This is a genomic window from Nitratireductor sp. OM-1, from assembly GCF_003296175.1.
Classification (GTDB): Bacteria; Pseudomonadota; Alphaproteobacteria; order Rhizobiales; family Rhizobiaceae; genus Nitratireductor; species Nitratireductor aquimarinus.
On the sequence record NZ_CP029209.1, the window covers coordinates 124,953 to 148,137 of the forward strand.

Genomic DNA, 23,185 nt, shown 5'->3' on the forward strand with positions numbered 1-23,185 from the left:
AATGGCACAACCAGAACGTCCTGCACACAGCGAAATTACGCTGGTCGACGAGAGCGCCGAAACTCTGCCCGCTCCGGTCTGGCAACGCACCATCATGGCGGCGCTCGCCGGTGGGCTGACGCTGATCTCCATCGCCCAGGCCGCCGATCTGCCTTCACGGCTCGGCTATTCTTATTACACCGAGCAGTTCCTGGCGATTGTACTCGGATTGAGTCTCGGTCTCGTTTTCCTGGTGCGCAGGACGGGGCCGCAGGCCGCAGGTCTGCTCGATCTTGCGTTTTCCGGCCTGGGCCTCGGTCTGTCCCTCTATGTGGCGTGGGCTTACCCGACGCTCGTTTCCTCGGCGATGATGCTGCCCTGGGATGCGATGATTGCCGGCATTGCGCTGTTTCTGCTGGTTCTCGAAGGATTGCGTCGCACTGTTGGCTGGACGCTTGTTGTGGTCGTTCTCGCCATCTGCGGCTACGGGCTGGTCGGCCATCTCGTCCCCGGCGTGCTGCAGACGCGCGCAGTCGCCGCGGACCGGATGGTGGTCTATCTCTCCTTCGATCCCAACGGCCTGTTGGGTGTCACGCTCAACGTTGCGGCAACGGTGGTCGTCGCCTTCGTGTTCTTTGGGCAATTGCTGCTGCGTTCGGGTGGCGGCGATTTCTTCAACGATATTGCGCTCGCCACCATGGGGCGCAGGCGGGGCGGGGCGTCAAAAATCTCGATCGTCGCCTCGGGGCTTTTCGGCTCGATCTCTGGCGTGGTTGTTTCCAACATCGTTGCGACCGGCATCGTCACTATCCGGTTGATGATCAATTCCGGTTTCCGCCGGACCACGGCCGCTGCGATCGAGGCGGTGGCATCTACCGGCGGACAGATTGCGCCTCCGGTCATGGGGGCCGTCGCCTTCCTGATGGCCGATATCCTGCAAAAACCCTATTCCGAGATCGTCGTCGCCGCACTCGTTCCGGCACTGCTCTACTATGTCTCATTGTTCGTGCAAGCCGATCTTCTGGCAGCGAAGCAGAACATACGCCCCGTGGAACGCGAGGATGTCCCGCCTGTTGCTGGCGTCATGCGTCGTGGCTGGGTGTTTGTCGTGCCCTTTGCCGCAATCGTTGTGGCGCTGTTCTGGTTCAACCAGCGTGCGGAGACTGCTGCGCTCTGGGGTGGGCTAGCAACAATCGTGATCGGCTTCATCGCCGGTTATGGCAAGGTCCGCATGCGGCTCGGCGACCTGTGGCGCTGCGCGGTCGAGACAGGGCAGTCGATCACCGAAATCATCATGATCTCGGCCGCTGCCGGTTTCATCATCGGTGTTCTGAACGTCACCGGGCTCGGGTTTGCGGTCACCTTTGCCCTGGTCGATCTTGGGCAGGGCAGCCTCTTCCTGCTGTTGCTGATTTCGGCCGCCGTCTGCCTCATCCTCGGCATGGGCATGCCCACGGTCGGTGTCTATTTGCTGCTCGCCGTCCTAGTCGCGCCGTCGCTGGTGGAAACGGGCGTCGAACCCATCGCGGCGCATCTGTTCATTTTCTATCTCGGCATGATGTCGATGGTGACACCTCCGATCGGTATCGGCGCGTTCTTTGCTGCATCGATCGCCAAGGCATCGCCCCTGCCAACAGCGCTGGAAGCCATGCGCTTCGGCTGGACTGCATACATCGTCCCGTTCCTGTTCGTCTTTTCGCCGGCTCTGCTTCTGATCGGCGATCCGCTGGACATCGCACTGGCGGTTATCACCGCAGTGCTGGGTGTTTACGCGATCTCGGCAGCGTTTATCGGCTGGTTCGCTGGTCCTGCGAGCGCGCCGCGGCGAATCCTCATTGGCGTTGCCGGTGTTGCGCTGCTTCTGCCACCGGGTATCGGCGGTGGATCGACACTCTGGGTGAACGCGGCTGGCTTTCTGCTGCTCCTTGTCCAGTGGCTGGCCGCCATCAGGCCTTCCGGCATCGCGCCACACCCGCACACACGAGAAATGGAGAGTTGAATGAGTTTTGTTTTTCCCCCAGTCGCGATCCCGGGTCTTGCGGTCGCCGATCGAGAGGAGCGGATACCCGTACGCCGCATCTTCTGCGTCGGACGCAATTATGCCGCCCATGCACGTGAGATGGGAAAGGACCCTGAGCGAGACCCACCCTTTTTCTTCATGAAGCCGGCCGATGCGGTGGTGGATGATGGTGAAACGGTGACCTATCCGCCCCTGACGGAAAACCTCCACTTTGAGGCGGAACTCGTGGTGGTGATCGGCAGGGAGGCGGCGGGAATCGACCGGGCCGCAGCCAATGATTGCATATGGGGTTACGCTGTTGGCAACGATCTCACCCGTCGCGACCTGCAACTGGAGGCACGCGACAGGGGCCGGCCATGGGACATGGGCAAGGGTTTCGACCGCTCGGCGGTAATCGGCCCGGTCCATCCGGCAAGCGCGGTCGGGCATCCGTCATCCGGGACTATCCGCCTCACGGTGAACGGCGAGACGAAGCAGGATGCCGACCTTTCCGAATTGATCTGGTCCGTTCCCGAGATCGTGTCGATCCTGTCGAGCTCCGTGACCCTCAAGCCCGGCGATGTCATCATGACCGGCACACCCGCCGGTGTTGGCCCTCTGGTAGAGGGTGACGAGTGCGTGGTTTCCATTGAGGGGTTGGGGCAGATCAGCACCTGGATCGGGCCTCGGGTATGACCTTTCGTCTGCACAATTTCTTTCGCTCGTCCACCTCGATCAGATTGCGCACGGCTCTCAACCTCAAGGGGCTGGGCTACGACTATGTCGCCTATGCGCTGCGGAAAGGCGAAACACGGACGCCGGCTTATCGTTCAATCAATCCGGCTGGTCTTGTTCCCGCCCTTGAGCGTGAGGACGGGCAGGCAATGACCCAGTCGCTCGCCATCATGGAATGGCTGGATGAGACACATCCCGAACCGCCGCTTCTGCCGGTCGATCCCGATGGCCGGGCACGTGTGCGGGCGCTGGCACTCATGATCGCGTGCGAAATCCATCCGCTCAACAATCTGCGGGTGCTGAACTATCTGGGCGAAACATTCGGTGCCGATGAGGGCGCGCTGAAGACGTGGTTCACACATTGGGTACGCACTACGTTCGATGCACTTGAAACCGCGCTTGCGCGCGATGCGGCCACGGTACGCTTTTGTCATGGCGACACACCCGGCCTTGCCGACATCTGTCTCTACGCTCAGGTATTGAACAACCGCCGCTTCGATATCAACACACAGGATTGGCCGACGATCGCCGCGATTTTCGGTGAACTGGAGGCCCTGCCGGCCTTTTCGGATGCAGCGCCGCACAATCAGCCGGATGCGGCTTGAATGGTATCAAAGGACCCTCCCATGCACGATATGGACCTCAAGGACGCCCTGCCTGAAGGAACGGGACAGCCGGAAGAATCGGCGGAACTGCGTGATCTCTATGCGGCGTTCGAGCGCGAGCATATCATGCCGTTGTGGACCCAGCGCGACGACCTGATGCCGTTCACACCGCAACCCAAAGCAGTGCCGCATGTCTGGAGGTGGGCCGATATACTGCCGATGGCCGAACGATCGGGCGAACTTGTGCCGGTCGGTCGCGGCGGCGAGCGCCGGGCGTTGGGACTGGCCAATCCCGGCCTGGGCGGCAACGCCTATGTCGCGCCCACCCTTTGGGCGGCGATCCAGTATCTGGGGCCACGCGAGACCGCACCTGAACATCGTCATTCGCAAAACGCCTTTCGTTTCGTGGTCGAGGGCGAGGGGGTGTGGACGGTCGTTAATGGTGACCCGGTGCGGATGAGCCGCGGCGACCTGTTGCTCACGCCCGGCTGGCACTTTCATGGGCATCACAACGATACGGATCATCCGATGGCATGGATCGACGGGCTCGATATCCCGTTCTGCCAACAGAACGACGTGGGCTTTTTCGAGTTCGGTTCAGATCGCGTCACCGACTATGCGACACCGCGCTTCTCACGTTCGGAGCGGCTTTGGGCACATCCGGGACTACGCCCGCTTTCGGGATTGCGCGATACGGTCAGTTCGCCGATTGGGGCTTATCGCTGGGAGTACACGGACCGGGCGCTGACCGAGCAATTGCTTCTGGAGGAGGAGGGGCAGCCAGCGACAGCGGAGCCGGGGCACGCGGCTGTCCGCTTCGTCAATCCGACAACCGGCGGCGACGTCATGTCCACCATTCGCTGCGAGTTTCACCGGCTGCGCGCGGGGACAAAAACACCGGATCGGCAGGAAGTGGGCTCCAGCGTTTTCCAGGTATTCGAGGGACGGGGGAGTGTCGTCCTAAACGGTAAGGCTCACAGGCTTGAGAAAGGCGATCTTTTCGTCGTTCCGTCCTGGGTCGCGTGGTCTCTGGAAGCTGAGAGCGAGTTCGATCTTTTCCGCTTTTCGGATGCGCCCATCATCGAGCGGCTCGATTTCGCAAGGACCTTTATCGGAGGCCGTGAGGCGTGAGCGATCTCGATCTTCGCAGGCGCGAACTGCGCGAGCGTCAGGGGGCTGGCGCGCGCTACGATGCGCCGGAGGCTCCCGCGGAAGCGCTCGACCTCATGCGCCGCGGCACCGCCAATTTCGCGCGCATACTCAATGACCTGCCGGATGCAGCGCTGTATGAGACAGTACCGCGATGGTCGACCCGTGCCCATATCGTGGCGATAGTCGGCCTTCAGGCGCGCCGCATGAGTACCGCGCTAGCGGCCCTCCAGCGCGGCGGGAATGCGTCGGGCGACAATGCCTGGAGCGTTGCCCGGTCAGCGGTTGACGTTACGGCCTCCCTGCCGCCACGCGCGCTGCGCAATCTGTTCGCACATTCGCAGATACATCTGAATGTGGTGCTTCGCGATCTCCGAGGGGAAGATTGGGGGATTGCATTGGAGAATGAAGCCGGCCAGTCATGGACGATTGCGGATATTCCGCATCACCGGGCCACTACCCTGTGGCAGGCTGCTGCGGATTTGGAGAATAGCGGAGTGCTTGGGCGTGATCGTTCACCCTGGTCGTGAGAAGGCAATGCGCACTGCGCTATGATGTTTCTGATGCCTTATCTGGGATCTGGCCCCTGCTCAAAGCTGCGAAGCCAATTGCGGTATTCAGAAACATCCGTTATGGAACCAGCCAAAATCTGATTAACTGGTGTTCGTAATGGAAAGCTCCAAGTCAGCAGATAGATAAGCCGCAACGACATTCTTGTTGTTGCGGCGCTGGTCAAACCTAAAATCTGGAAACACTGACGAGCTGCCGCCGCCCTTCATCTCCTGAAAGAGCGGTATATTCTCATGACTATAAAACACCCTCGGTGGGCTCTTACGCTGCCGGCGGCACTGTTGCTGTTGGCGCCTTTCGATATTCTGGCCTCTTTGGCAATGGATATCTATCTTCCCATCGTGCCGGCCATGCCGGCGATCCTGAAGACGACCCCAGCCATCATCCAGCTCACCTTGAGCCTTTACATGGTTATGCTCGGTCTCGGGCAGGTGATCTTCGGTCCGATTTCCGACCGCATTGGTCGACGGCCGGTCTTGTTGGCCGGTGCCGTGGTTTTCGTTTTCGCCTCATTCGTTGCGGCATTGGCGGAGACTGCGCTCGTCTTCGTCGCGCTCCGTGCAGCGCAGGCGATTGGGGCTTCGGCCATGCTTGTGGCGATGTTCGCCACAGTTCGCGATGTCTATGCCCAGAAGCCGGAGGGAGCCGTAATCTATGGCCTCTTGAGTTCAATGCTGGCCTTTGTGCCGGCGATTGGCCCCATTGCCGGAGCGCTTATCGACAGGCAGTTCGGCTGGCGGGCAATCTTCATCACGCTTGGCTTGTTGGCGCTGCTCGCCACGTTCCAGGCGGCTTGGCGATGGCAGGAAACACGGCCCAACGATCAGGCTCAAATACGGCGTTCGGCCATGCCCATACTCCGCAGTCTGCCCTTCTGGGTCTATACGCTGGGGTTCAGTGCAGGCATGGGGAGTTTCTTCGTGTTCTTTTCGACAGCACCCCGGGTTCTTATCGGTCAAGCCGGCTATTCCGAGCTTTCCTTCAGTCTTGTCTTTTCAAGTGTTGCGCTCGTCATGATCGCGACGACCCGGTTTGCAAGGCGCTTCATCGAGACATGGGGTGTCGCGGGATGTGTTGCGCGGGGCATGGCTTTGCTCGCGGCCGGATCGCTTCTTCTGGGAATAGGTCAGATCTTCGCGCCGCCATCCTTCGCCAGTTTCATCGTACCGATGTGGGTTGTCGCCGTGGGGATCGTCTTTACGGTGTCGGTCACTGCAAACGGGGCGCTTGCCGAGTTCGACGATATCGCCGGCTCGGCGGTCGCGTTCTACTTCTGCGTTCAAAGCCTCATCGTCAGTGTGTTTGGCACGCTGGTTGTCGCGGTGTTGAATGGTGATACGGCTTGGCCGGTGATTTGCTACGCAGCAACAATGGCGGTTCTTGTCTCTGCTGGTCTGTTCCTGCTTTGGGTTCGGCGTGACGCTGAATCACAGGTGAAGGAGTCCTGACCGGTATAGATCAGACACTCAGCGGCACCCGTTTTGCTGGGTGCCGCCACCCGACCTCATTCGTCTTCATGCATCGGGTGACAACACGCGTGACATCCCCAGGAATACAAGTGCCGTGAGGCTGAACCCGGCACCGAGCATCGACACGGCCGTCCAGCCGAACGCCTCGTAAATGGTGGTGGAAGCGATGGCGCCGACCGCGCTGCCAAGGGAATAGAATGCCATATAGCCGCCCACCAGCCGACTGTGCGAGCCGGCATGGGCGGCAAAGATGAGGCTCTGGTTGGTAACGTGAACAGCCTGCACCGTAAGGTCCAGAAGCACAACGCCCAGAGCCAGCAGGACCAGGGACGACGACAAGAGACTGATTGGAAGCCATGACACAGTGAGAAGCACAAGCGCTGCCACAGTTGTCCAGTTCCTCAATCCACGGTCGGCCAGCCGCCCGGCGCCGCTCGCTGCCAGCGCGCCGGCGAGCCCCGCAAAACCGAAGAGCCCGATCTGTGTGTGTGACAGTGATTGCGCGCTCAAGGGCAGAACCATCGCTGTCCAGAGCGTGCTGAAGCTGGCGAAGACAAGGAAGGCCAGAATGGCGCGGCTTCTCAACAACGGGTCGCGGAGAAAAAGTCCGGGCATCGACCTCAGGATTGCGAGATAGTTCTCCGAGTGAGCACGCTGGACGTGCCTTGGGAGAACCCGCATGAGGAGCAGGGAGAGGCAGAGCATGAGCCCCGCTGACACCAGATAGACGAGACGCCAGCCGCCCATATCCGCCAGCGCGCCCGAGATGAATCGGGCTCCGAGAATACCAGTGATCACCCCAGCCGTTACAAAGCCCACAGACTGCCCGCGCTCGTGCGGTGAGGCCAGCGTTGCGGTCAAGGCCACCAGAGACTGGACGACGACGCTAAGCAGGCCGACCGCGATCATGCCGATGAGAAAGATCGTGGCCGTTGGAGCTGTGCCAACAATTGCAAGAGCTCCGGTCGAGAGGAGTGTCTGTCCGATAATCAGTTTTCTGCGATCAAGCATATCCCCAAGCGGTACAAGAAACAGAAGGCCCAGGACATAACCCACATGAGTAAGGGTTACGACGATACCGATGCGCCCTGGCTCGATTGCGAAGGATGCCGCAATCGCATCCAGCAATGGCTGGGCATAATAGATATTCGCGACGCTGACGCCGCATGTGACAGCGAACAGAGAAAGCGAGAGCCGGGACAGGTTGGTTCTTTCCCGCGCGCGCTGTGTACCTGTACTGGCAAGGCATATGTTGTCTGCGGATTGGGTTCCAGTGGTCATCACGCCTCGCATTCTTTTTGGTCCTATAATGAGACCACTTGGCAGAAGCGAAATCCAGTTCTAATTTAGAACCATCCGAGTGATGAGAGGAGTGCCATCATGAAGCGCAAGAGTTTTCGGGAAGCGGAATGTCCGGTTGCGCGGGCGTTGGATGCAATTGGTGACTGGTGGTCGTTGCTCATCATCCGCGATGCGTTCGACGGGCTTCGACGCTTTAGCGAAATTCAGCAGAATCTCGGGATCGCCAAAGGCATGCTGGCAAGCCGTCTGCAAGAGTTCGTGAAGCTGGGCATCCTTGAGCTTGTGCCGGCATCCGATGGCAGCGCGTACAAGGAATATGTCTTGACAGAGAAGGGACGGGGTCTGTTCCTTGTCATTGTCGCCCTTCGTCAATGGGGGGAAGAGCACCTCTATCGGGAAGGGGAGCAACGTTCCTGGCTCATTGATGCCGAGAGGCGGCGCCCAGTAGCGCGCCTCCAACTGCATGCATTCGATGGGCGCTCGCTTGACTGGCCCGATACTCTGGTCTCAAAAATGATCTAGGCCTTTGACTTTGATGGATCCTCCGGCTCGCTAAGCATCCCGGATTCCGCAAGGCGGAACTCATCAACACCGCTGTTCGAAGCGCTGGCGGAGACGAACGCGTATGACCGCAACGGCTCCAAAAAAGGGGATCGTTTGCCCTGCCTGTTACTTCGATGTTCGGCTTGAACGGGAGATCCTACCCACTACCCTTGCACTGTTTAGACAACCCAGACGACATCGCCGATGCGGTGTTGTTCCTGCTCAGTAACGTGCCGTCATGGATTGCAGGACAAGCCACTGAGGCCGCAGGTGGTCACGTGCTTTGACGGACCTTCTTGCAGAAGCTAGCGCGGCAGTTCGCACGCGTTTGCTCCAACCATGTTGCACGGACTTCAGCCGAACTTCCGTTCACCGGTCGAAAAATTAGCCGCCTGTAGTCCTCGACCCCGCAATAGGGCAGAACGCATTTGCCCCAGATGAGCTCGAGCGGGTCACCGAGATCATTGGCCTCACGTTCGGCTTCTGTATCTGACGTGTTGATTATCAATGCACTCTTCATCGCCAAGAGCCCCTCTGGCAAACCAGCAGCAGATTGCAGTCGATAGGCGACACCGGGCACCAATATGCGATCCAGCCAGCCGGCAAGTATGGCCGGTGGCTTTCCCCACCAATTTGGATGCACGACCAGCAGTCCTTGAGCTCTGCCAACCCCTTCACGATGTCGTTGAATTAGAGGATCGGCAGCACGAGCCAATACATCTTCGAATGTGTCACCGATCGTATAAGCCTCATCGGGCGACAGACACGGATCGAACTTTTCAGCATAAAGATCGTGATGCTCAATGGTGTGTCCTGCGGCCTGTAGTGCGGAGCGCGCAGTTGCAGAAATTGAGTGACAAAAGCTGTTCGATCGAGGATGCGCCAGGAGAGAGAAGATGTGCATTTGGAGTTTTCCTTTGCAAAGGGGATCTGCGGCGGACACGCAAGAAGCACCCTCGGATGCACGTCAATACCGTCGCGGTTGGGTGGCGATATGTACAAGGCGAGGGCGCACATCAGGTGGATTAGGACTATGAGGTGCTCTTGGCCTACCGACCGCCGACGACTGTTCCTTCCAGAAACAGGTTCAGCATGGTCTCGAACTCGGCGTTCAGGTCAGGCGTCTTGCCGGACAGCCATCGCAGCAGAACGCCAAGATACATGTGTGCCAGAAACTCAGCCAGTTGTTCCGCAGGGAGGTCATCGCGTAGTTCGCCATCGTTTTGAGCTTCATCTATGAGCTCTGCAAAAGTCCAACCCACTCCATCCAGTGTGTGCATCCCACCGCCCGGTACAGTGGCTCCCAGATCCAGAAGTCGGTATCGAAGATAGGCTGGCAGATAGGCTTTGTTTGCCTCGCACCACCCCCGTGAGGCCGCCAGAAACACCAGAATTCGACTTCTGAACCGTCGATGCGTTCTGACCTCAGTGAGCAGTTTCTCCCGACTATGCTCGATCTCCTCATGAACCCATGCCGCAATCAAGGCTTCCTTGATTGGGAAATGGTTGTAGAGCGTGCCCTTTGCGACATCTGCGCTGTTTGCGATCTGTTCCATCGTTACGCTGTCGTAGCCGTGGGCTTCGAACAACTCCATTGCCACGGCGGTCAGCTTTTGCCGCATTTGTTTCTGCTTGCGGATTCGACGGCTTGGTGCGCTGTCGGCTTGGTTGTCTCTTTTCATTGAACGTCGTACATTTTTGTGCATAGTCTATTTCGAGTCGACGTTCAGTATGCGCGTGCCCGCAAGGTCGTGCAAGTGAGTATGTGAGCGTGCCAAGCCATGAGATGGAGAGCGTTAAGGGAGAAGGCCGTGCGCGCGCCGCCGACAGAAAATTTCATCAGTGAACTCAGTGATCGAAGGTGGTTGATTACTAAGTTAGACGCTCTTGTTCAGTGGGCAAGGACTGGCTCGCTGATGTGGAACCAGTTTGGGCTGGCCTGCTGCGGCGTCGAAATGATGCATTTCGCCATGCCTCGCTATGACGCGGAGCGTTTTGGGTTTGCTCCGCGAGCATCGCCACGGCAGGCTGATGTCATGATCATTGCCGGTACGGTAACCAACAAGATGGCGCCAGCGCTGCGCAAGATCTACGATCAGATGCCTGAACCTCGTTATGTGATTTCGATGGGCTCGTGTGCGAATGGGGGCGGCTATTATCACTACAGTTACGCAGTGGTCAGAGGTGCGGATCGGTTGCTTCCGGTTGATGTGTATGTGCCAGGCTGTCCACCAACCGCAGAAGCGTTGCTCTATGGCGTTCTCCTGCTCCAGAAAAAGATCCGGAGGACGGGCACGATCGAAAGGTAAAGGCGCTTAGGGTTGCCAATGCTATATGTTCCGGCACCGTTTGTTCTTAACTCACCACTAGAATTACCCCGGCGACATGAATTGCAGATCCTGCCAGGAAGATGATCGTCATGCCTACGGATCGGCGATCTCGCATGGAGAACAAAACCGGTTGCAAGACGGTGCGAAGAAGCCAGAATCCTGCGCCGGAAATCAATATGAATGGATGCGGATCGATAGATCCCACGGCGGCCCAAGCAAGCGCCCCACCATATACTAGGAAGCAATACGTCAGAACGATGTTGAGTGTCTGGGTGATGGCGGCGTTGATCGTCCCGGAAGGTCGCAGCCTGGCAGGCCATTCAAATAGGCTCCAGAAAGCAGCATGAAAGGCCGCGAATCCTAAATTGTAGAATCCGCAGATCAGGAGAGTCGTTACTTCGAGATTGAGGAGACTGGTAGCCATGTTTACAGTGTCCAATGGATGAATTCTGGTCCTTGTCGTCGACCGTTGGTGCCATGGCATCGGTAGGCGCAGAGTTGCCGGTTTCGATGAGCTAGCCATAGCTGCAGGGCGTCCCTGCTGTGCATCTCGATGCAGTAGAAGCAGCCATTGATCTGCGCGATGCGCAGATTCACCAGATGAGGCAGCCCGTTCTCGAGCCTGCAATTGTCGAAGACCTACTGTGAGTCCATCTGGGCGTGTATCAGTTCAGGTCTTCCATGTAGAAATTTCAACTTGGGTTCCACGGCAGGACTCCCTCGTTAGTTTCGAGCCATTGGGCTTATTGCTTGCCCAATGGCGCTATCTACAAAGGCGGACGCGCCACGCTGTTGTGACAGCTGCACACTAATATATTCGTTCTTGCTGCAAAAATCGCGGTTGCCTGTCACAGCCCCCCAGCCGGCCACGTCTATTCCCTTGGGCGCGATTTTTAAGCGGAAGGCCGACATGCAGGACAACACGGAAATTGAAAGGCTGAGGCCGCGACTGTTTGGCCTCGCTTACCGCATGCTTGGGTCCCGATTGGAGGCCGAGGATGTCGTGCAGGAGGCGTTCTTGCGCTGGCACCAAGCCGGGCCAGAAGAAATTCGTTCTGCTGAGGCGTGGCTTGTCACCGTGTTGTCGCGGCTTTGCCTTGACCGGCTGCGAGCTATGCAAGCGGAGCGCCAGAGATATGTCGGTCCCTGGTTGCCCGAACCCTTGCTCTCTGTCGAGCAATCACCCGCTCACACATCGGAACTCGCCTCTGATCTATCCATGGCTCTTCTGGTCGTCTTGCAAAGATTGTCGGCTGAGGAGCGGGTGGGGTTTTTGATGCACGATGTTTTCGACTGCGGCTATTCAGACGTCGCAATCGCACTAGGCAAGAGCGAGGCGGCTTGCCGTCAACTCGTACATCGCGCGCGTCAGCGTGTAAGGCAGGACAAGCCGCGGTTCGAGGTTTCGAGCGTCGCACACAGTCAGCTCGTAGCGCGATATGTGCAGGCCGTGCAAGAGCGCGACGCTGACCGTATTGCGGAACTGCTGGCGCAGGATGCGGTTTTTGTTAGCGATGGCGGTGGGAAGACCTGGGCGGCGCTTCGCCCCGTCGTGGGTGCAGACAGGATCGCGCGCATGGAAGTCGGGGTGCTGGCAAAGCTACCGCAGAACTTTGCCTTGGAACTATTGGAGGTCAACGGGCAGGCCGGCATGATCGGCAGAGTGGACGACCGTATTCATGCCGTCACTTCGTTCGCGACAAATGGCCTGCGAATACTGTCGATCATGCGCGTACTCAATCCGGACAAGCTGTCTGACTGTGAGCAGACACGCCAGCCTCCGACCGGGTGAAGAGATGGCGATGCGCTTTTCCATTCATACGCTTGGCACTCGCGGCGATGTTCAGCCCTATCTTGCGCTGGCGCGAGGGCTGATGGCGCGCGGTCACCAGGTCCTTCTCGTGGCGCCGGCCCAGTTCTCCGACGTAATCGAGGCTCAAGGTGTGGGTTTCGCGCCGCTGCCGGAAGAGTTTCTCGCATTGTTGGAGAGCCCTGAAACCAAGAAGGTTATCGGCGGCTCGGGTACCGGCTTTGGAGCAGGCTTCAAGTTGATCAAGCACTACAGGCACCTCATGCGAGGCTTGCTCGATGCCGAGTGGGAAGCGGCGCGCGCCTTTGACCCCGATGCGATATTGCATCATCCCAAAGCCCTTGGTGCTCCCCACATCGCCGCAAAGCTCAACGTGCCGCTGTTTCTTGCATCTCCCTTGCCCGGCTTTACGCCCACCGCTGCGTTCCCGACGCCGATTCTGCCCTTCGCGTCGCTTGGCCCGCTGAATCGCCTGAGTCATGGGCTGATGATCCACGGCGGTGGTTTCATTTTCTCGAAGGCAGTACGACAGTGGCGTAGCGAGTCACTCTCGCTCTCTCCTCGAGGTAAAGCTGCGCCGCTTGCCGGAACGCTCTATGGCTATAGTCCGCAAGTGATCCCAAAGCCTTCCGATTGGGGAGGGGATGTTGCGGTGACCGGTTACTGGTTCCTGGATATGCTCGACTGGCGCCCGGATGCCGAACTTGCAGCGTTTCTCAAGGCCGGCGACGCACCGGTTTATGTCGGCTTCGGCAGCATGCCGGGGACTGACCCCGAGCGTTTGACCGACATCGTCATTGCCGGTCTGCGGCAGGCGGGCAAACGGGGGCTCATCGCAACAGCTGGAGGGGCCCTCGGCAAGGCCGCTAAGTCTGTCGATATCCATGTGATTGCGGGTGCACCGCATGACCAGCTCTTTCCGCTCGTCCACTCGACGCTCCATCACGGCGGAGCGGGCACCACAGGTGCGGCGCTGCGTGCGGGAAAGCCGACGGCTGTCTGCCCGTTTCTCGGCGACCAACCCTTTTGGGCGCGCCGCATTGTCAGGCTGGGTGTCGGGCCAAAACCGATCAACAAAAGAAACATCACTGCCGATGTTCTCGCCGCTACGCTCCGAGCCATGGACGACGAGAAAATGCGGATGCGGGCGTCAGTCATTGCCCACGAAATACAGAAAGAGGATGGTGTCGGAAATGCCATCTCCTTTATCGAAGAGCGTTTGGCCGAAACGCTTTAGGGATGGACTGGCCCTGTTGCTTGCCTGTTAGCAAGGGAAGGCTAGTCAGGTGCCTGAGGGTTTTCCCAGGGGCGACCGGCAGAGAAGCCCCGCCCGTCGGCTCCGGGTGTGATCAACTTTAGCGTATTTGATCAACGAGCTTGTTGATGATCTCCGCGACCCTTCAGTTCGTGGAGCGCAGTTTACTCGCCTCCTGAACGAAAGGAGCGAACAGTGCCGTCATAGGTTCAGAGACTTCCCTGGGAGTCGTTGAAAGGGTTCCACCTTCGAAGGGTGGTTCCGGATGATACTCTGCCGTGAGCATCGATGCGGCCGCATAGGGCTGACCTCGCAAACGAGCAACGATCGACAGGCCGAAATCCAGCCCGGCAGATACGCCGGCACCCGTGATCAGGTCGCCATCTTGAACGACACGTGCATCGACAGGCTCAGCACCGAATTGGCTGAGGAGAGGAAGGACAGACCAGTGTGTGGTCGCGCGCTTGCCCTGAAGTAACCCAGCGGTTCCAAGAAGGAGCGCGCCCGTACAAACGCTGGTAATGAACTGCGCACGTGATGCGCGGTCGCGGAGGAAGTCAATTGTTGCAGGATCTCGTGCTGCGGCAAGCGTACCGTCGGTGCCGCCAGGGGTAAATATGATCGTTAGAGCCTTCGGGCAATCCGCCAGCGTGACGGTCGGCTCCACAGCCAAGCCCATGTCGCTTTTGACGGGACGAAGGTCCGCCTGATTGGAAACCAGATGGACGCGTGCGCCCATCATCCCAGCAAAAAAGTGGTACGGACCAACCAAGTCCAGCGCTGTGAAACCAGGATAAAGGAGCATACCAATATCTTCGTCACCCATGAGCTTGACGCCAGGCAAGTTGGCGAAATCGTTTTGCCAGTCATTTCTTCGTCCGTCGGTGGCCTTGGCTGATCGCACAAACTCAGTCCTAAAAAGGGTGCCATAGGCCAACCCCATCAGTATCTCTCTCCGGTGCAACATTCGCTGTCCTCATAAACCAGTTGGTATTTCCTTGCCGGGCCCAATTTTCGTGGTGACCTCTCTTGGCAGCAATGACATAGTTCCGCTAAATACGGCCATGGTTCATCGTGTCGGAATTCTTCTGCTTCCGGATTATCAATTGCTCGATGCCGCCGGGCCGATGGCAGTGTTGGAGTCAGCGGCGAGCGATCCGGGAAAGCCCGAGTATCGGATCGAATTGTTGTCAGCAGAGGGCGGCGGCGTAACGAGTTCAGGCGGGGCAACGCTTCAAACTCAGAGCTTTTTCACCGCTGGCGCGTTCGATACGGTCCTCGTATGCGGTGGTCTAGGAGCTGTCACCGCGCAGATCGATGATCAGACCACGGGGTCTCTTATTCGTCACTTCGAAAGCGGTCAGCGCACAGGAAGCGTGTGCACTGGTGCGTTCATCTTGGCGCATGCAGGATGCTTGCGTGGGAAGCGCGTCACGACACACTGGCGCTATGCAAGCGTGTTGGCGCAACGTTACCCCGATGTGACTGTTGAAGCCGATCGGATCTGGGTTCGCGACGGAGCGATTTGGACCTCGGCGGGGGTTAGCGCTGGCATGGATTTAGCTATGGCTATCGTCGCTGAAGATCATGGTGCTTCGGTTGCCCGCCAGATCGCTCAGGAACTGGTCATCTATTATCGGCGCCCCGGTGGCCAATCGCAATTCTCCGCCTTGCTTGAGAAAGGAGAAGCGAGCGGCCGGTTCTCGGATCTGCTAGGTTGGATACGAGAGAATATCGGCGCCAGGCACTCCGTTGAGAGCCTAGCTGAAAGGGTCGCTATGAGCCCGCGGCATTTTTCGCGCACGTTCCTTAGTGAAACGGGGGTCACGCCTGCACGCGCAGTCGAGCAAATCCGACTTGAAACTGCGAGGGAGTGGGTGGAACGCGGGACACATTCGCTTGCCCATATTGCCCGTGAGACAGGCTATGGATCGACAGACCGAATGCGGCAATCTTTCCTGCGCAGTTTTGGTGTAACTCCACAATCGCTCCGCCGGGTTTACTGAAGAAGACATCAACTTGGTTTATGGCTTCTTCCGACCATTGCCGCGATGATCTCATACATCTCGGCTTTCGCCTGTTCCGTAGTGATCTTCCCTGGTAGCGGCGGTATGGGACAAGGCTTCAGAAGCACCAAGCATCCCCCTGAACTGGCTGGCAGTATACCCCTTCGTCCAGTGAAAGGGATCAGGGCATTCCGGCATTTTTCGATGAACCCAAATTGATAGCCGCATTTCACTGCCTCTAGATCAGGCGAGCCGGCAATGAGCCTCCCCCACTGAAGTGGTCCTCCGCTATGTTTAGGAAAACGGAGGAAACACATGGCAAACAAGCGACCAGCGCCTGAAGAGATTGTCACGAAGTTACGGCAGGTTGAGGTTCTGATGGGGCAAGGCATGCCGCGTCTGGATGCTATCCGACAGATTGGCGTGACTGAACAGACGTTCTATCGCTGGAAGAAGAAGTACGGCGGAATGGGCACAGACCAGTTGAGGGAACTGAAGCGCCTACAAAAAGAGAACGAACGATTGCGCAAGGCCGTTTCTGATCTGACACTGGACAAGCTGATCCTGGCGGAGGCAGCAAAGGGAAACTTCTAAGCCCTTCACGTCGCCGTGCTTGCATTGATCGTGTTCGTGCTGATCTGAATGTCTCGGAACGCCGCGCTTGCCGCGTTCTGAGGCAACATCGATCCACGCAGCGTAAGATGCCTGTCGGTCGTCCTGATGAAGATCTGTTGGTGGCCGATATGATCGAACTGGCCCGGCAATATGGACGCTACGGCTATCGTCGGATCGCGGCACTGCTGAGATATGCTGGCTGGCATGTGAATGACAAGCGGGTCGAGAGACTGTGGCGACGCGAGGGGCTTAAAGTGCCGATGAAACAACCAAAGAAAGGGCGGCTCTGGCTCAATGACGGATCGTGTGTTCGGCTTCGCCCTGAGCATCGCAATCATGTTTGGTCATATGACTTCGTGCATTGCCGCACTGACGATGGAACGGCGTTCCGGACGCTGAACATCATCGACGAATACAGCCGAGAATGTCTGGCCATCCGTGTGGATCGTAAACTGAACTCAGGCAGTGTCATTGATGCCTTAAGCGACCTGTTCATCCTGCGCGGTATCCCGTCGTTCATTCGTTCGGACAACGGTCCAGAATTCGTTGCTCAGGCGGTGCAGGACTGGATCAAAGCTGTTGGCGCCAAGACAGCTTACATCGAACCGGGCAGCCCATGGGAGAACGGATACTGCGAAAGCTTCAATGCGCGCTTCCGGGACGAGTTCCTGAACGGCGAAACCTTCTACAGCCTGCGCGAGGCCCAAGTCCTGATCGAAGAATGGAGGAAACACTACAATACGAAAAGACCACACAGTGCTCTGGGCTACCGCCCTCCGGCTCCGGAAACCATCGTCCAGATGGACCAGAGGCCAATCATGCACCAACAATCAGATTGGGCCACCAAGGTGGGGCTGACCACCCTCGCTACAGGCATGTTAAAGTCATCTAAAGATGGGATACGATTGGCCAATAGACATGCGACAGTGATTACCCTCGCCAGGGTCGACGCAAGCACCCGACTGGATGGCGATGACCAGGATTGCAAAGCCCGGTCGAGGGCGATCCAGCTAGAATCCCCAACTATGGCTTTGGCAGCCTAGCTGATACCGTTCCGTATCTTCAGGGCGGGGATGATCCCACAAAAACTTGTCAGCTAGCCCTCTGTCATATCGCACGGCTTGCCGTGACCGACCCAACCCCAACCTTTCGGGTTATGTAGGGCGTCCACGAAACTCGGGGCTATTCACAGCGCAGTCTGGCCCTATGCCGGGGCGATGGCCTCTGAGGAGAAGAGATAGCCGTCGAATTCAGGATCATCGACGTCAGAGAGCGCCATAAGAGTGAGGCGGACGTTCTCCAGATGCTGCCACATTGCCTGACGCGCCGCCGGTGCATCCTTCATCTGCAGGGCATTCAGGATCGCGTGGTGATCCGACAGCCAGTTGGAACGGTAGGTCTTATCGAAAATTCGATTGTGTAGCCGCGCCCACATCCGGCTTTGCGCGCGTTTGCGCCACAGCTCCTCGACCATGTCGACGAGAACGGCGTTCTGGGTAGCTTCGGCAATCAGTCGATGAAAAAGTTCATCACCAGAATAATCGTCGTCGCCAGCTTCAATGGCCTTGTTCTCTAAAGCGAGCGCCTGACGCATCTGCATGATGTCCGCCTTGGTGACGGTGACGGCGGCAAGCGCTGCGATGCTGCTTTCCAATAGCTGGCGCGCTTGCAGCAGTTCAAAGGGGCCAAAGTCGACCGCCGTTTCATTAGGGCACGCATGGGGCAGGCGCGCCAGATAGATGCCGGAGCCCTTGCGTACCTCCACCAGCCCTTCGATCTCAAGCATGATGACGGCTTCACGGACGACGGAACGGCTGACGCCCATGTCTTCGGAAATCTGGCGTTCCGTCCGCAGGCGGTCGCCCACCGCACAGCCGCGCGCGACGATGTCCTGCTTCAGTGCTTCGGCCACATCCTGATAGCGTCGTTTGGCCGTTGCAGCCATTTCTAGTCCTCCTCGCGTTCTCCGGCTGCCAGCTCATGATACCAGGCCGCCAGAATGGAAAACGCCTCCTTGCGCGTTTCCTTGTCCGCGTGGATCAGCCCTTTCCGGTTGAAGCCAGCCTGATAGATATTCTGCCGGCGCTCAATGCGGAAATCATAGAGTATCCACGGGGATATGCCCTTCACATAGGGAAGGCGACGCAGCATCGCGATCTGGTCGCGATAGACGTCAGCCATGTAGCTTTCGCTGAAGAAGCCTTTCTTCGGCGCCCCTTCGCCGATGGCAGCATCGGCACCTGTCTCGGAAATGACAACCGGACGGTCGGGCGCGGAGTTGCGGCCGATCACTTCCAGGTCGTCGATGTTCTCATCGTACCAGCCGTAATATTCGTTGATGCCGATCACGTCGATGTGGTCGGCGAGGCGATCCTCGATCTTGCGCCTGGCGTGATTGATGAGGCAGGCCGCGGAAGTGAGGCGCGTCGGATCTGCCTCCTTGGCGGTCTCGGCGAGCCGGCGCATGAAGGACAGCCGCGCATCGGTGTCGGGGTTCTCATTGCCGACCGACCAGATGATCACGCTGGCGCGGTTGCGGTCGCGCTTGATCAGTTCGAGAAGTTGGTTCTGCGCATCCTTGAAGGTTGCCGGGTTCTCGAAATCGATTGCCCAGTAGACAGGGATTTCCTCCCAGAGCATGAAGCCGAGCTCGTCGGCCATCTGTGCCGCGCGCTCGTGATGGGGATAATGCGCAAGGCGCAGATAGTTGCAGCCCAGTTCACGCGCATGTTCGAAACGGCGGCGCAGGTCGTCCTCACCCGTCACCTTGCCGTGCTTCAGATCATCTTCGTGTACGGAGATGCCGCGCAGGAAAACCGGCTTTCCGTTGAGCAGGATGTCGGTTCCGCTGCGCTCGATGCGCCGGAAGCCCACACGGTCCTGGACGAGGTCACCGCCCGCTTCCAGCGTGACATCGTAGAGACGGGGCGAGGCGGGCGACCAGAGTTCCGGTCGGGCGTCGAGAAGCGCGTGGAAACGGCTATCCTGAATTGGCAGGGTCGCATCAATGCCGAGTGCGGGAATGGTCAGCCGCGCGCTTTGGGCGTTGCCATCGACGTCGCCCGACACCTCGATGCGTTCGTAACCCGTGTCGCCGGCAAGGCGCACGAACAGGTCGCGAATGACGGTCTTCGGCGTTTCGTAGAGCTCCACTTCGCGGTAGATGCCGCCATAGTTGAACCAGTCGGTGTTGCGCATCGGTACGCGGTCCAGCGTACGGGTGTTGTTGACGCAGAACATCAGCCAGTTGCGGCCTTCGCGCAGATGATCGGTCAGTTCCAGGAAAAAGGGTGTCGACCCACCGTAATGATTGCCGAGGAATTCGCCGTTGAGGAACACCTTGCAATCGTATTGTGCCGCGCCGACGCGCAGGAAGTAACGGCGATCGGCGCTCAGCTCTTCCATGTCGAGCGGGCGCGTGTACCAGGCGCTGCCCTCAAAGAAGTACCACTTATCCTTGAGCATTGCCCAGCATGATGGAACCGGAACCGTCTCGCCCTCATAGGGATCGTAATCCCAGGGCTCGGTTTTTTCCTCCTGCGGCTGCGGCAGCATGGAAAACCATTTCTGCCGCAGCCCCGTGTCGAGGAGATCGACGCAGAAATTATACGCGCCGTCGAGCGAGCGCGCCTGCCGCCCACCGGTGAAGATCATGGTGGTGTGGTTCAGCGATTGCGTATTGAAGGGGACGTCATAGTCCTCGTCATGCAGCGCTGTCAGCGCGTTTTCGGCCAGGTGAGATCGCTCGAGCACGTCTTTTCTCCGTCGGTCGGGTGTGGCTTATTCGCCGGCAGCCTTGATGCGGTCGATCAGGTCGGAGACCTTCTCGGACTTCGCGGCGGTTTCCTCGTGCATCGGCGCGACGGCTTCTGCGAAGGCAGCCTTGTCGACCTCGTGGAACTCGACATTGAGCTCCTTCTTGGCCTGCTCGATGGAGGCTTCGCTGGCCTTGTTCCACTGTTCGCGGTGGAACTGGGCGGATTCGGTCGCAGCCTGCTTGAGCGCCTTCTGCTGCTCTTCGCTCAGTTCGTCCCAGACCTTGGTGGAGATCACGACAATCGACGGGATCATGGTGTGCTCGTCGAAGGAGAAGTGCTTGGAGACTTCGCCGTGCCGGGCGCTCGTGAGCGCGGTCGGGTTGTTTTCCGCACCGTCGACGACGCCCTGCTGCAGCGCGCTGTAGAGCTCGCCCCAGCTGATCGGGGTCGGGTTGCCGCCAAGGAGCTCGACCATGCGGATCGCCGACGGGCTCGGCTGGACGCGAACCTTCATTCCCTTCAGGTCGGCCGGCGTCTTGACCGGCTTGTTGGCGTAGAAGGAGCGCGCGCCCTCGGTGTAGTAGGTCAGGCCGATGAAACCCTTGTCGCGCGACGCCATCAAAACCTCGTCGCCGATCTCGCCGAGCAGAACGTCGAAGAGATGATCTTCATCCCTGAAGATGTAGGGCAGGTTCAGCGCGCTGTAGGAGTCCTCGAAAGCCTCGAGCTCGCTGGCATTGGACTTGGCCATGTCGAGCTGGCCGTTCTGCACGAGCTCCATGGATTCGCGCTGGGTGCCGAGCTGGGCGTTGGCGTAGACCCGGATCTTGATCTCGCCGTCGGTCAGTTCTTCGACCCGGTCGCCCATGAACTCCATGCTCTTGTGGAGCGGATGGTCGTCCGGGTTGTTGTGGTTGAGCTTGAGCGTCTTGGCATAAGCGGTCCCGGCCATGAGCATGGCGATTGCACCAGCAAGCGCGCCGATAGCGGACATCTTCTTCATCGAGGAAACCCTCCCTGTTGAAATTAGGTACGCAAGGGAGCAGCCGGCAAAATGGTGCGCCAATAGTTCTCCCTGGTCGCAAACTTTCCAAATTGGGCGACCAAAAGTCAATGCATAACTGAAATTTGGTTGACCAATTTTGCAAAACAGGGAATCCTGACCGGAAATGCGCCGCCGAGGCGCCGAAACTGTCGGGGAGGATTCATGAACGAGTCCGCTGGAAGGCCGGCCAGGACTGGTGGCCTGGAACGGATGCACCGTGTCATCGACGCATCGCTGCGCGCGATCATCGGCATCATCTTTGCCGTTCTGGTCGTCTGTGTGGTCTGGCAGGTGGTCAGCCGCTACGTGTTCGGTACACCAAGCACGGTGACCGACGAACTGGCGCGGTTTCTGTTCATGTGGCTGGCGCTGATCGGCGGGGCTTACACGCTTGGCCTGAAACGGCATCTCGCCATCGACCTTCTGCCGCTCAGTCTGAAGGGCGCTGCGGAGCGCAACCTGCGCCTGGTGATCGTCGGCATGGTTGCCGCCTTCGCGGGGCTGGTCATGGTCTATGGCGGCGGGCAGCTTCTCCTGGGTGTGCTGCAGACGGGGCAGGTTTCGCCGGTGCTGCGGGTGCAGATGGGCTACGTCTATGGCGCCATACCGTTCTCCGGCCTGGTCATGCTGTTCTATTGCGGGCTGTCGGCGCGCGACATCCTGATGGGGCACGACGTTGCCCCGCTGATGGGCGACTAGGAGACGATCATGGAAGACTATTTCAACGCCATCGTCCTGTTCGGTTCCTTCGCCTTCTTCATGGTGCTGGGCGTGCCCATTGCCTTTGCCATCGGCCTTGCGTCTGTGGTGACGTTCATGACGTTCATGACCTTCAACCAGTCGGTCTTCATCGTCGCCCAGCAGATCGCCTCGGGTCTAGACAGTTTCACGCTTCTTGCCATCCCCTTCTTTATCCTGGCGGGGCACATCATGAATCGCGGCGGCATTGCCATGCGACTCATCGATTTCGCCAAGGTGCTGGGCGGGCGGCTGCCCGGCGCGCTGGCACACTGCAATGTTCTGGCCAACATGATGTTCGGTTCGATCTCCGGCTCCGCCGTCGCGTCGGCTGCCGCCGTGGGCGGCGTCATGGCGCCGCTGCAGGAGAAGGAGGGTTATGACAAGTCGTTTTCGGCGGCGGTGAACATCGCCTCCTGCCCGACCGGCCTTCTGATTCCGCCAAGCGCGACCTTCATCGTCTATTCGCTGATCACCGGCGGCACGTCGATCGCCGCTCTCTTCGTGGCCGGCTATGTGCCCGGCATTCTGATGGGCCTTTCCCTGATGCTGGTTGCCGGCATCATCGCCAAGCGGCGGGGGTATCCGGTGGCCGAGCGGTCGTCTTGGCGCGAAGTCGTCGATACGGGGTTGCGCGCGCTGCCGCCGCTCGGCCTTATCGTGATCGTCATGGGCGGCATCATCGCCGGCATCTTCACCGCAACGGAAGCGTCCGCCATCGCGGTCGTCTACACGCTGTTCCTGGCGCTGTTCTGGTATCGTGAAATCACCATTCGCGACCTGCCGTCCGTGCTCATCGAGGCGGCCGTCACCACCTCGATCGTCCTTTTGATGATTGGCGCGTCGATTGCCATGTCCAAGGCCATGGCCTTTGCCGACATTCCCTACATGATCTCGGATGCGCTTCTGGCGCTGTCGGAGAACCCGATCGTCATTCTGCTCATCATCAACCTGGCTCTGCTCGTCATCGGAACCTTCATGGACATGACGCCGGCACTGTTGATCTTCACGCCGATCTTCCTGCCGGTGGTGAAGGATCTCGGCATGGACCCGGTGCATTTCGGTGTGATGATGACCTTCAACCTGTGCATCGGCATCTGTACGCCGCCGGTCGGTTCGGCGCTTTTCGTCGGCTGCTCCGTCGGCAAGACGTCGATCGCCTCGGTGCTGCGGCCTCTTCTGCCCTTCTATGCCGTGCTTTTCGCCCTGCTGCTCGCCGTTACCTACATTCCCGCGCTCAGCCTGTGGCTGCCGCGTCTGCTTCTGAATTATTGAGC

21 protein-coding genes and 3 pseudogenes are annotated in these 23,185 nt (G+C 58.9%); 14 read left to right on the forward strand and 10 right to left on the reverse strand.

The genetic code is table 11. The features are described from left to right. The first annotated feature begins 1 nt into the window (after nt 1). From DEJ54_RS19750 to cml, 6 genes are all read left to right on the forward strand, one after another. A complete protein-coding gene (locus DEJ54_RS19750; RefSeq protein ID WP_113156497.1) occupies nt 2-1,978 on the forward strand; it encodes a TRAP transporter fused permease subunit in 1,977 nt (658 codons plus the stop codon). After that, on the forward strand, nt 1,979-2,674 hold the full coding sequence (locus DEJ54_RS19755) for a fumarylacetoacetate hydrolase family protein (RefSeq protein ID WP_113156498.1): 696 nt from the start codon (nt 1,979-1,981) through the stop codon (nt 2,672-2,674). Then, nucleotides 2,671-3,318, forward strand: coding sequence for a maleylacetoacetate isomerase (maiA, locus tag DEJ54_RS19760; protein WP_113156499.1), 648 nt, complete (start codon nt 2,671-2,673; stop codon nt 3,316-3,318). The genes DEJ54_RS19755 and maiA overlap by 4 nt, the downstream gene beginning before the upstream one ends. Before the next feature lie 30 nt (nt 3,319-3,348). Further along, the gene (locus tag DEJ54_RS19765) at nt 3,349-4,449 is read left to right on the forward strand and encodes a cupin domain-containing protein (protein ID WP_371686003.1); all 1,101 of its coding nucleotides are present in this window, start codon (nt 3,349-3,351) and stop codon (nt 4,447-4,449) included. After that, nucleotides 4,446-4,997 carry a maleylpyruvate isomerase gene (locus tag DEJ54_RS19770; RefSeq protein ID WP_113156501.1) on the forward strand — a complete coding sequence of 184 codons (552 nt, stop codon included), beginning with the start codon at nt 4,446-4,448 and terminating at the stop codon, nt 4,995-4,997. The genes DEJ54_RS19765 and DEJ54_RS19770 overlap by 4 nt, the downstream gene beginning before the upstream one ends. Nucleotides 4,998-5,270: 273 nt before the next feature. Next, nucleotides 5,271-6,485: a CmlA/FloR family chloramphenicol efflux MFS transporter gene (cml, locus tag DEJ54_RS19775; protein WP_113156502.1), complete on the forward strand. Its 1,215-nt coding sequence runs from the start codon at nt 5,271-5,273 to the stop codon at nt 6,483-6,485. 66 nt (nt 6,486-6,551) lie between these two features. On the opposite strand, the gene DEJ54_RS19780 is transcribed toward cml, so the two are convergent. Continuing rightward, complete coding sequence (locus DEJ54_RS19780) at nt 6,552-7,787, reverse strand: MFS transporter (protein ID WP_245447839.1); 1,236 nt, start codon at nt 7,785-7,787, stop codon at nt 6,552-6,554. 96 nt (nt 7,788-7,883) lie between these two features. On the opposite strand from DEJ54_RS19780, the gene DEJ54_RS19785 reads away from it, so the two are divergent. Continuing rightward, a complete protein-coding gene (locus DEJ54_RS19785) occupies nt 7,884-8,330 on the forward strand; it encodes a helix-turn-helix domain-containing protein (RefSeq protein WP_113156503.1) in 447 nt (148 codons plus the stop codon). Nucleotides 8,331-8,625: 295 nt separating this feature from the next. Here the strand turns inward: DEJ54_RS19785 and DEJ54_RS19790 are convergent, their stop codons facing one another. Both DEJ54_RS19790 and DEJ54_RS19795 read right to left on the reverse strand, forming a co-directional pair. Then, the gene (locus tag DEJ54_RS19790) at nt 8,626-9,255 is read right to left on the reverse strand and encodes an NAD(P)H-dependent oxidoreductase (RefSeq protein WP_113156504.1); all 630 of its coding nucleotides are present in this window, start codon (nt 9,253-9,255) and stop codon (nt 8,626-8,628) included. Nucleotides 9,256-9,400: 145 nt separating this feature from the next. Beyond that, nucleotides 9,401-10,033 (reverse strand): TetR/AcrR family transcriptional regulator, encoded by a 633-nt coding sequence (locus DEJ54_RS19795; RefSeq protein ID WP_162742399.1) that lies wholly within the window; start codon nt 10,031-10,033, stop codon nt 9,401-9,403. A 159-nt stretch (nt 10,034-10,192) separates the two neighbouring features. Here DEJ54_RS19795 and DEJ54_RS19800 point away from each other — a divergent pair. Continuing rightward, nucleotides 10,193-10,660: pseudogene (locus DEJ54_RS19800) on the forward strand (NADH-quinone oxidoreductase subunit B family protein); the annotation flags it as partial. A gap of 46 nt (nt 10,661-10,706) precedes the next feature. Here the strand turns inward: DEJ54_RS19800 and DEJ54_RS19805 are convergent. Continuing rightward, entirely contained in the window at nt 10,707-11,105 is a 399-nt protein-coding gene (locus DEJ54_RS19805; RefSeq protein ID WP_113156507.1) for a hypothetical protein, read from the reverse strand. A gap of 2 nt (nt 11,106-11,107) precedes the next feature. Further along, nucleotides 11,108-11,290, reverse strand: coding sequence for a carboxymuconolactone decarboxylase family protein (locus DEJ54_RS23765; RefSeq protein WP_113156508.1), 183 nt, complete (start codon nt 11,288-11,290; stop codon nt 11,108-11,110). A 301-nt stretch (nt 11,291-11,591) separates the two neighbouring features. On the opposite strand from DEJ54_RS23765, the gene DEJ54_RS19815 reads away from it, so the two are divergent. After that, nucleotides 11,592-12,473 (forward strand): RNA polymerase sigma-70 factor, encoded by an 882-nt coding sequence (locus tag DEJ54_RS19815; protein ID WP_113157098.1) that lies wholly within the window; start codon nt 11,592-11,594, stop codon nt 12,471-12,473. 10 nt (nt 12,474-12,483) lie between these two features. Beyond that, nucleotides 12,484-13,728, forward strand: a complete 1,245-nt coding sequence (locus DEJ54_RS19820; RefSeq protein ID WP_113157099.1) for a glycosyltransferase — start codon at nt 12,484-12,486, stop codon at nt 13,726-13,728. A 163-nt stretch (nt 13,729-13,891) separates the two neighbouring features. Here the strand turns inward: DEJ54_RS19820 and DEJ54_RS19825 are convergent, their stop codons facing one another. Further along, nucleotides 13,892-14,689: a DJ-1/PfpI family protein gene (locus DEJ54_RS19825; protein ID WP_245447841.1), complete on the reverse strand. Its 798-nt coding sequence runs from the start codon at nt 14,687-14,689 to the stop codon at nt 13,892-13,894. Nucleotides 14,690-14,810: 121 nt separating this feature from the next. On the opposite strand from DEJ54_RS19825, the gene DEJ54_RS19830 reads away from it, so the two are divergent. Then, the gene (locus tag DEJ54_RS19830) at nt 14,811-15,752 is read left to right on the forward strand and encodes a GlxA family transcriptional regulator (RefSeq protein WP_113156510.1); all 942 of its coding nucleotides are present in this window, start codon (nt 14,811-14,813) and stop codon (nt 15,750-15,752) included. Between the two features lie 8 nt (nt 15,753-15,760). Here DEJ54_RS19830 and DEJ54_RS23560 read toward each other — a convergent pair. After that, a pseudogene (locus DEJ54_RS23560) lies at nt 15,761-16,012 on the reverse strand (TetR/AcrR family transcriptional regulator); the annotation flags it as partial. Between the two features lie 55 nt (nt 16,013-16,067). Between DEJ54_RS23560 and DEJ54_RS19840 the strand changes: the two are divergent. Next, nucleotides 16,068-17,164 (forward strand): annotated as a pseudogene (locus DEJ54_RS19840) (IS3 family transposase); the annotation flags it as partial. A gap of 407 nt (nt 17,165-17,571) precedes the next feature. On the opposite strand, the gene DEJ54_RS19845 reads toward DEJ54_RS19840, so the two are convergent. Genes DEJ54_RS19845 through DEJ54_RS19855 form a run of 3 tightly spaced genes read right to left on the reverse strand, consistent with a single transcriptional unit; the run spans nt 17,572 to nt 21,119 of the window. Beyond that, nucleotides 17,572-18,312, reverse strand: coding sequence for an FCD domain-containing protein (locus DEJ54_RS19845; protein WP_113156511.1), 741 nt, complete (start codon nt 18,310-18,312; stop codon nt 17,572-17,574). Nucleotides 18,313-18,314: 2 nt separating this feature from the next. After that, nucleotides 18,315-20,120, reverse strand: coding sequence for a glycoside hydrolase family 2 protein (locus tag DEJ54_RS19850; protein ID WP_113156512.1), 1,806 nt, complete (start codon nt 20,118-20,120; stop codon nt 18,315-18,317). A gap of 27 nt (nt 20,121-20,147) precedes the next feature. Continuing rightward, nucleotides 20,148-21,119 (reverse strand): TRAP transporter substrate-binding protein, encoded by a 972-nt coding sequence (locus DEJ54_RS19855; protein WP_245447866.1) that lies wholly within the window; start codon nt 21,117-21,119, stop codon nt 20,148-20,150. 213 nt (nt 21,120-21,332) lie between these two features. Between DEJ54_RS19855 and DEJ54_RS19860 the strand changes: the two genes are divergently transcribed. Together DEJ54_RS19860 and DEJ54_RS19865 are read left to right on the forward strand one after the other, a co-directional pair. Continuing rightward, nucleotides 21,333-21,869: a TRAP transporter small permease gene (locus tag DEJ54_RS19860; protein ID WP_206545155.1), complete on the forward strand. Its 537-nt coding sequence runs from the start codon at nt 21,333-21,335 to the stop codon at nt 21,867-21,869. Nucleotides 21,870-21,878: 9 nt separating this feature from the next. Beyond that, entirely contained in the window at nt 21,879-23,183 is a 1,305-nt protein-coding gene (locus DEJ54_RS19865) for a TRAP transporter large permease (protein ID WP_113156514.1), read from the forward strand. The last annotated feature ends 2 nt before the right edge of the window (nt 23,184-23,185 follow it).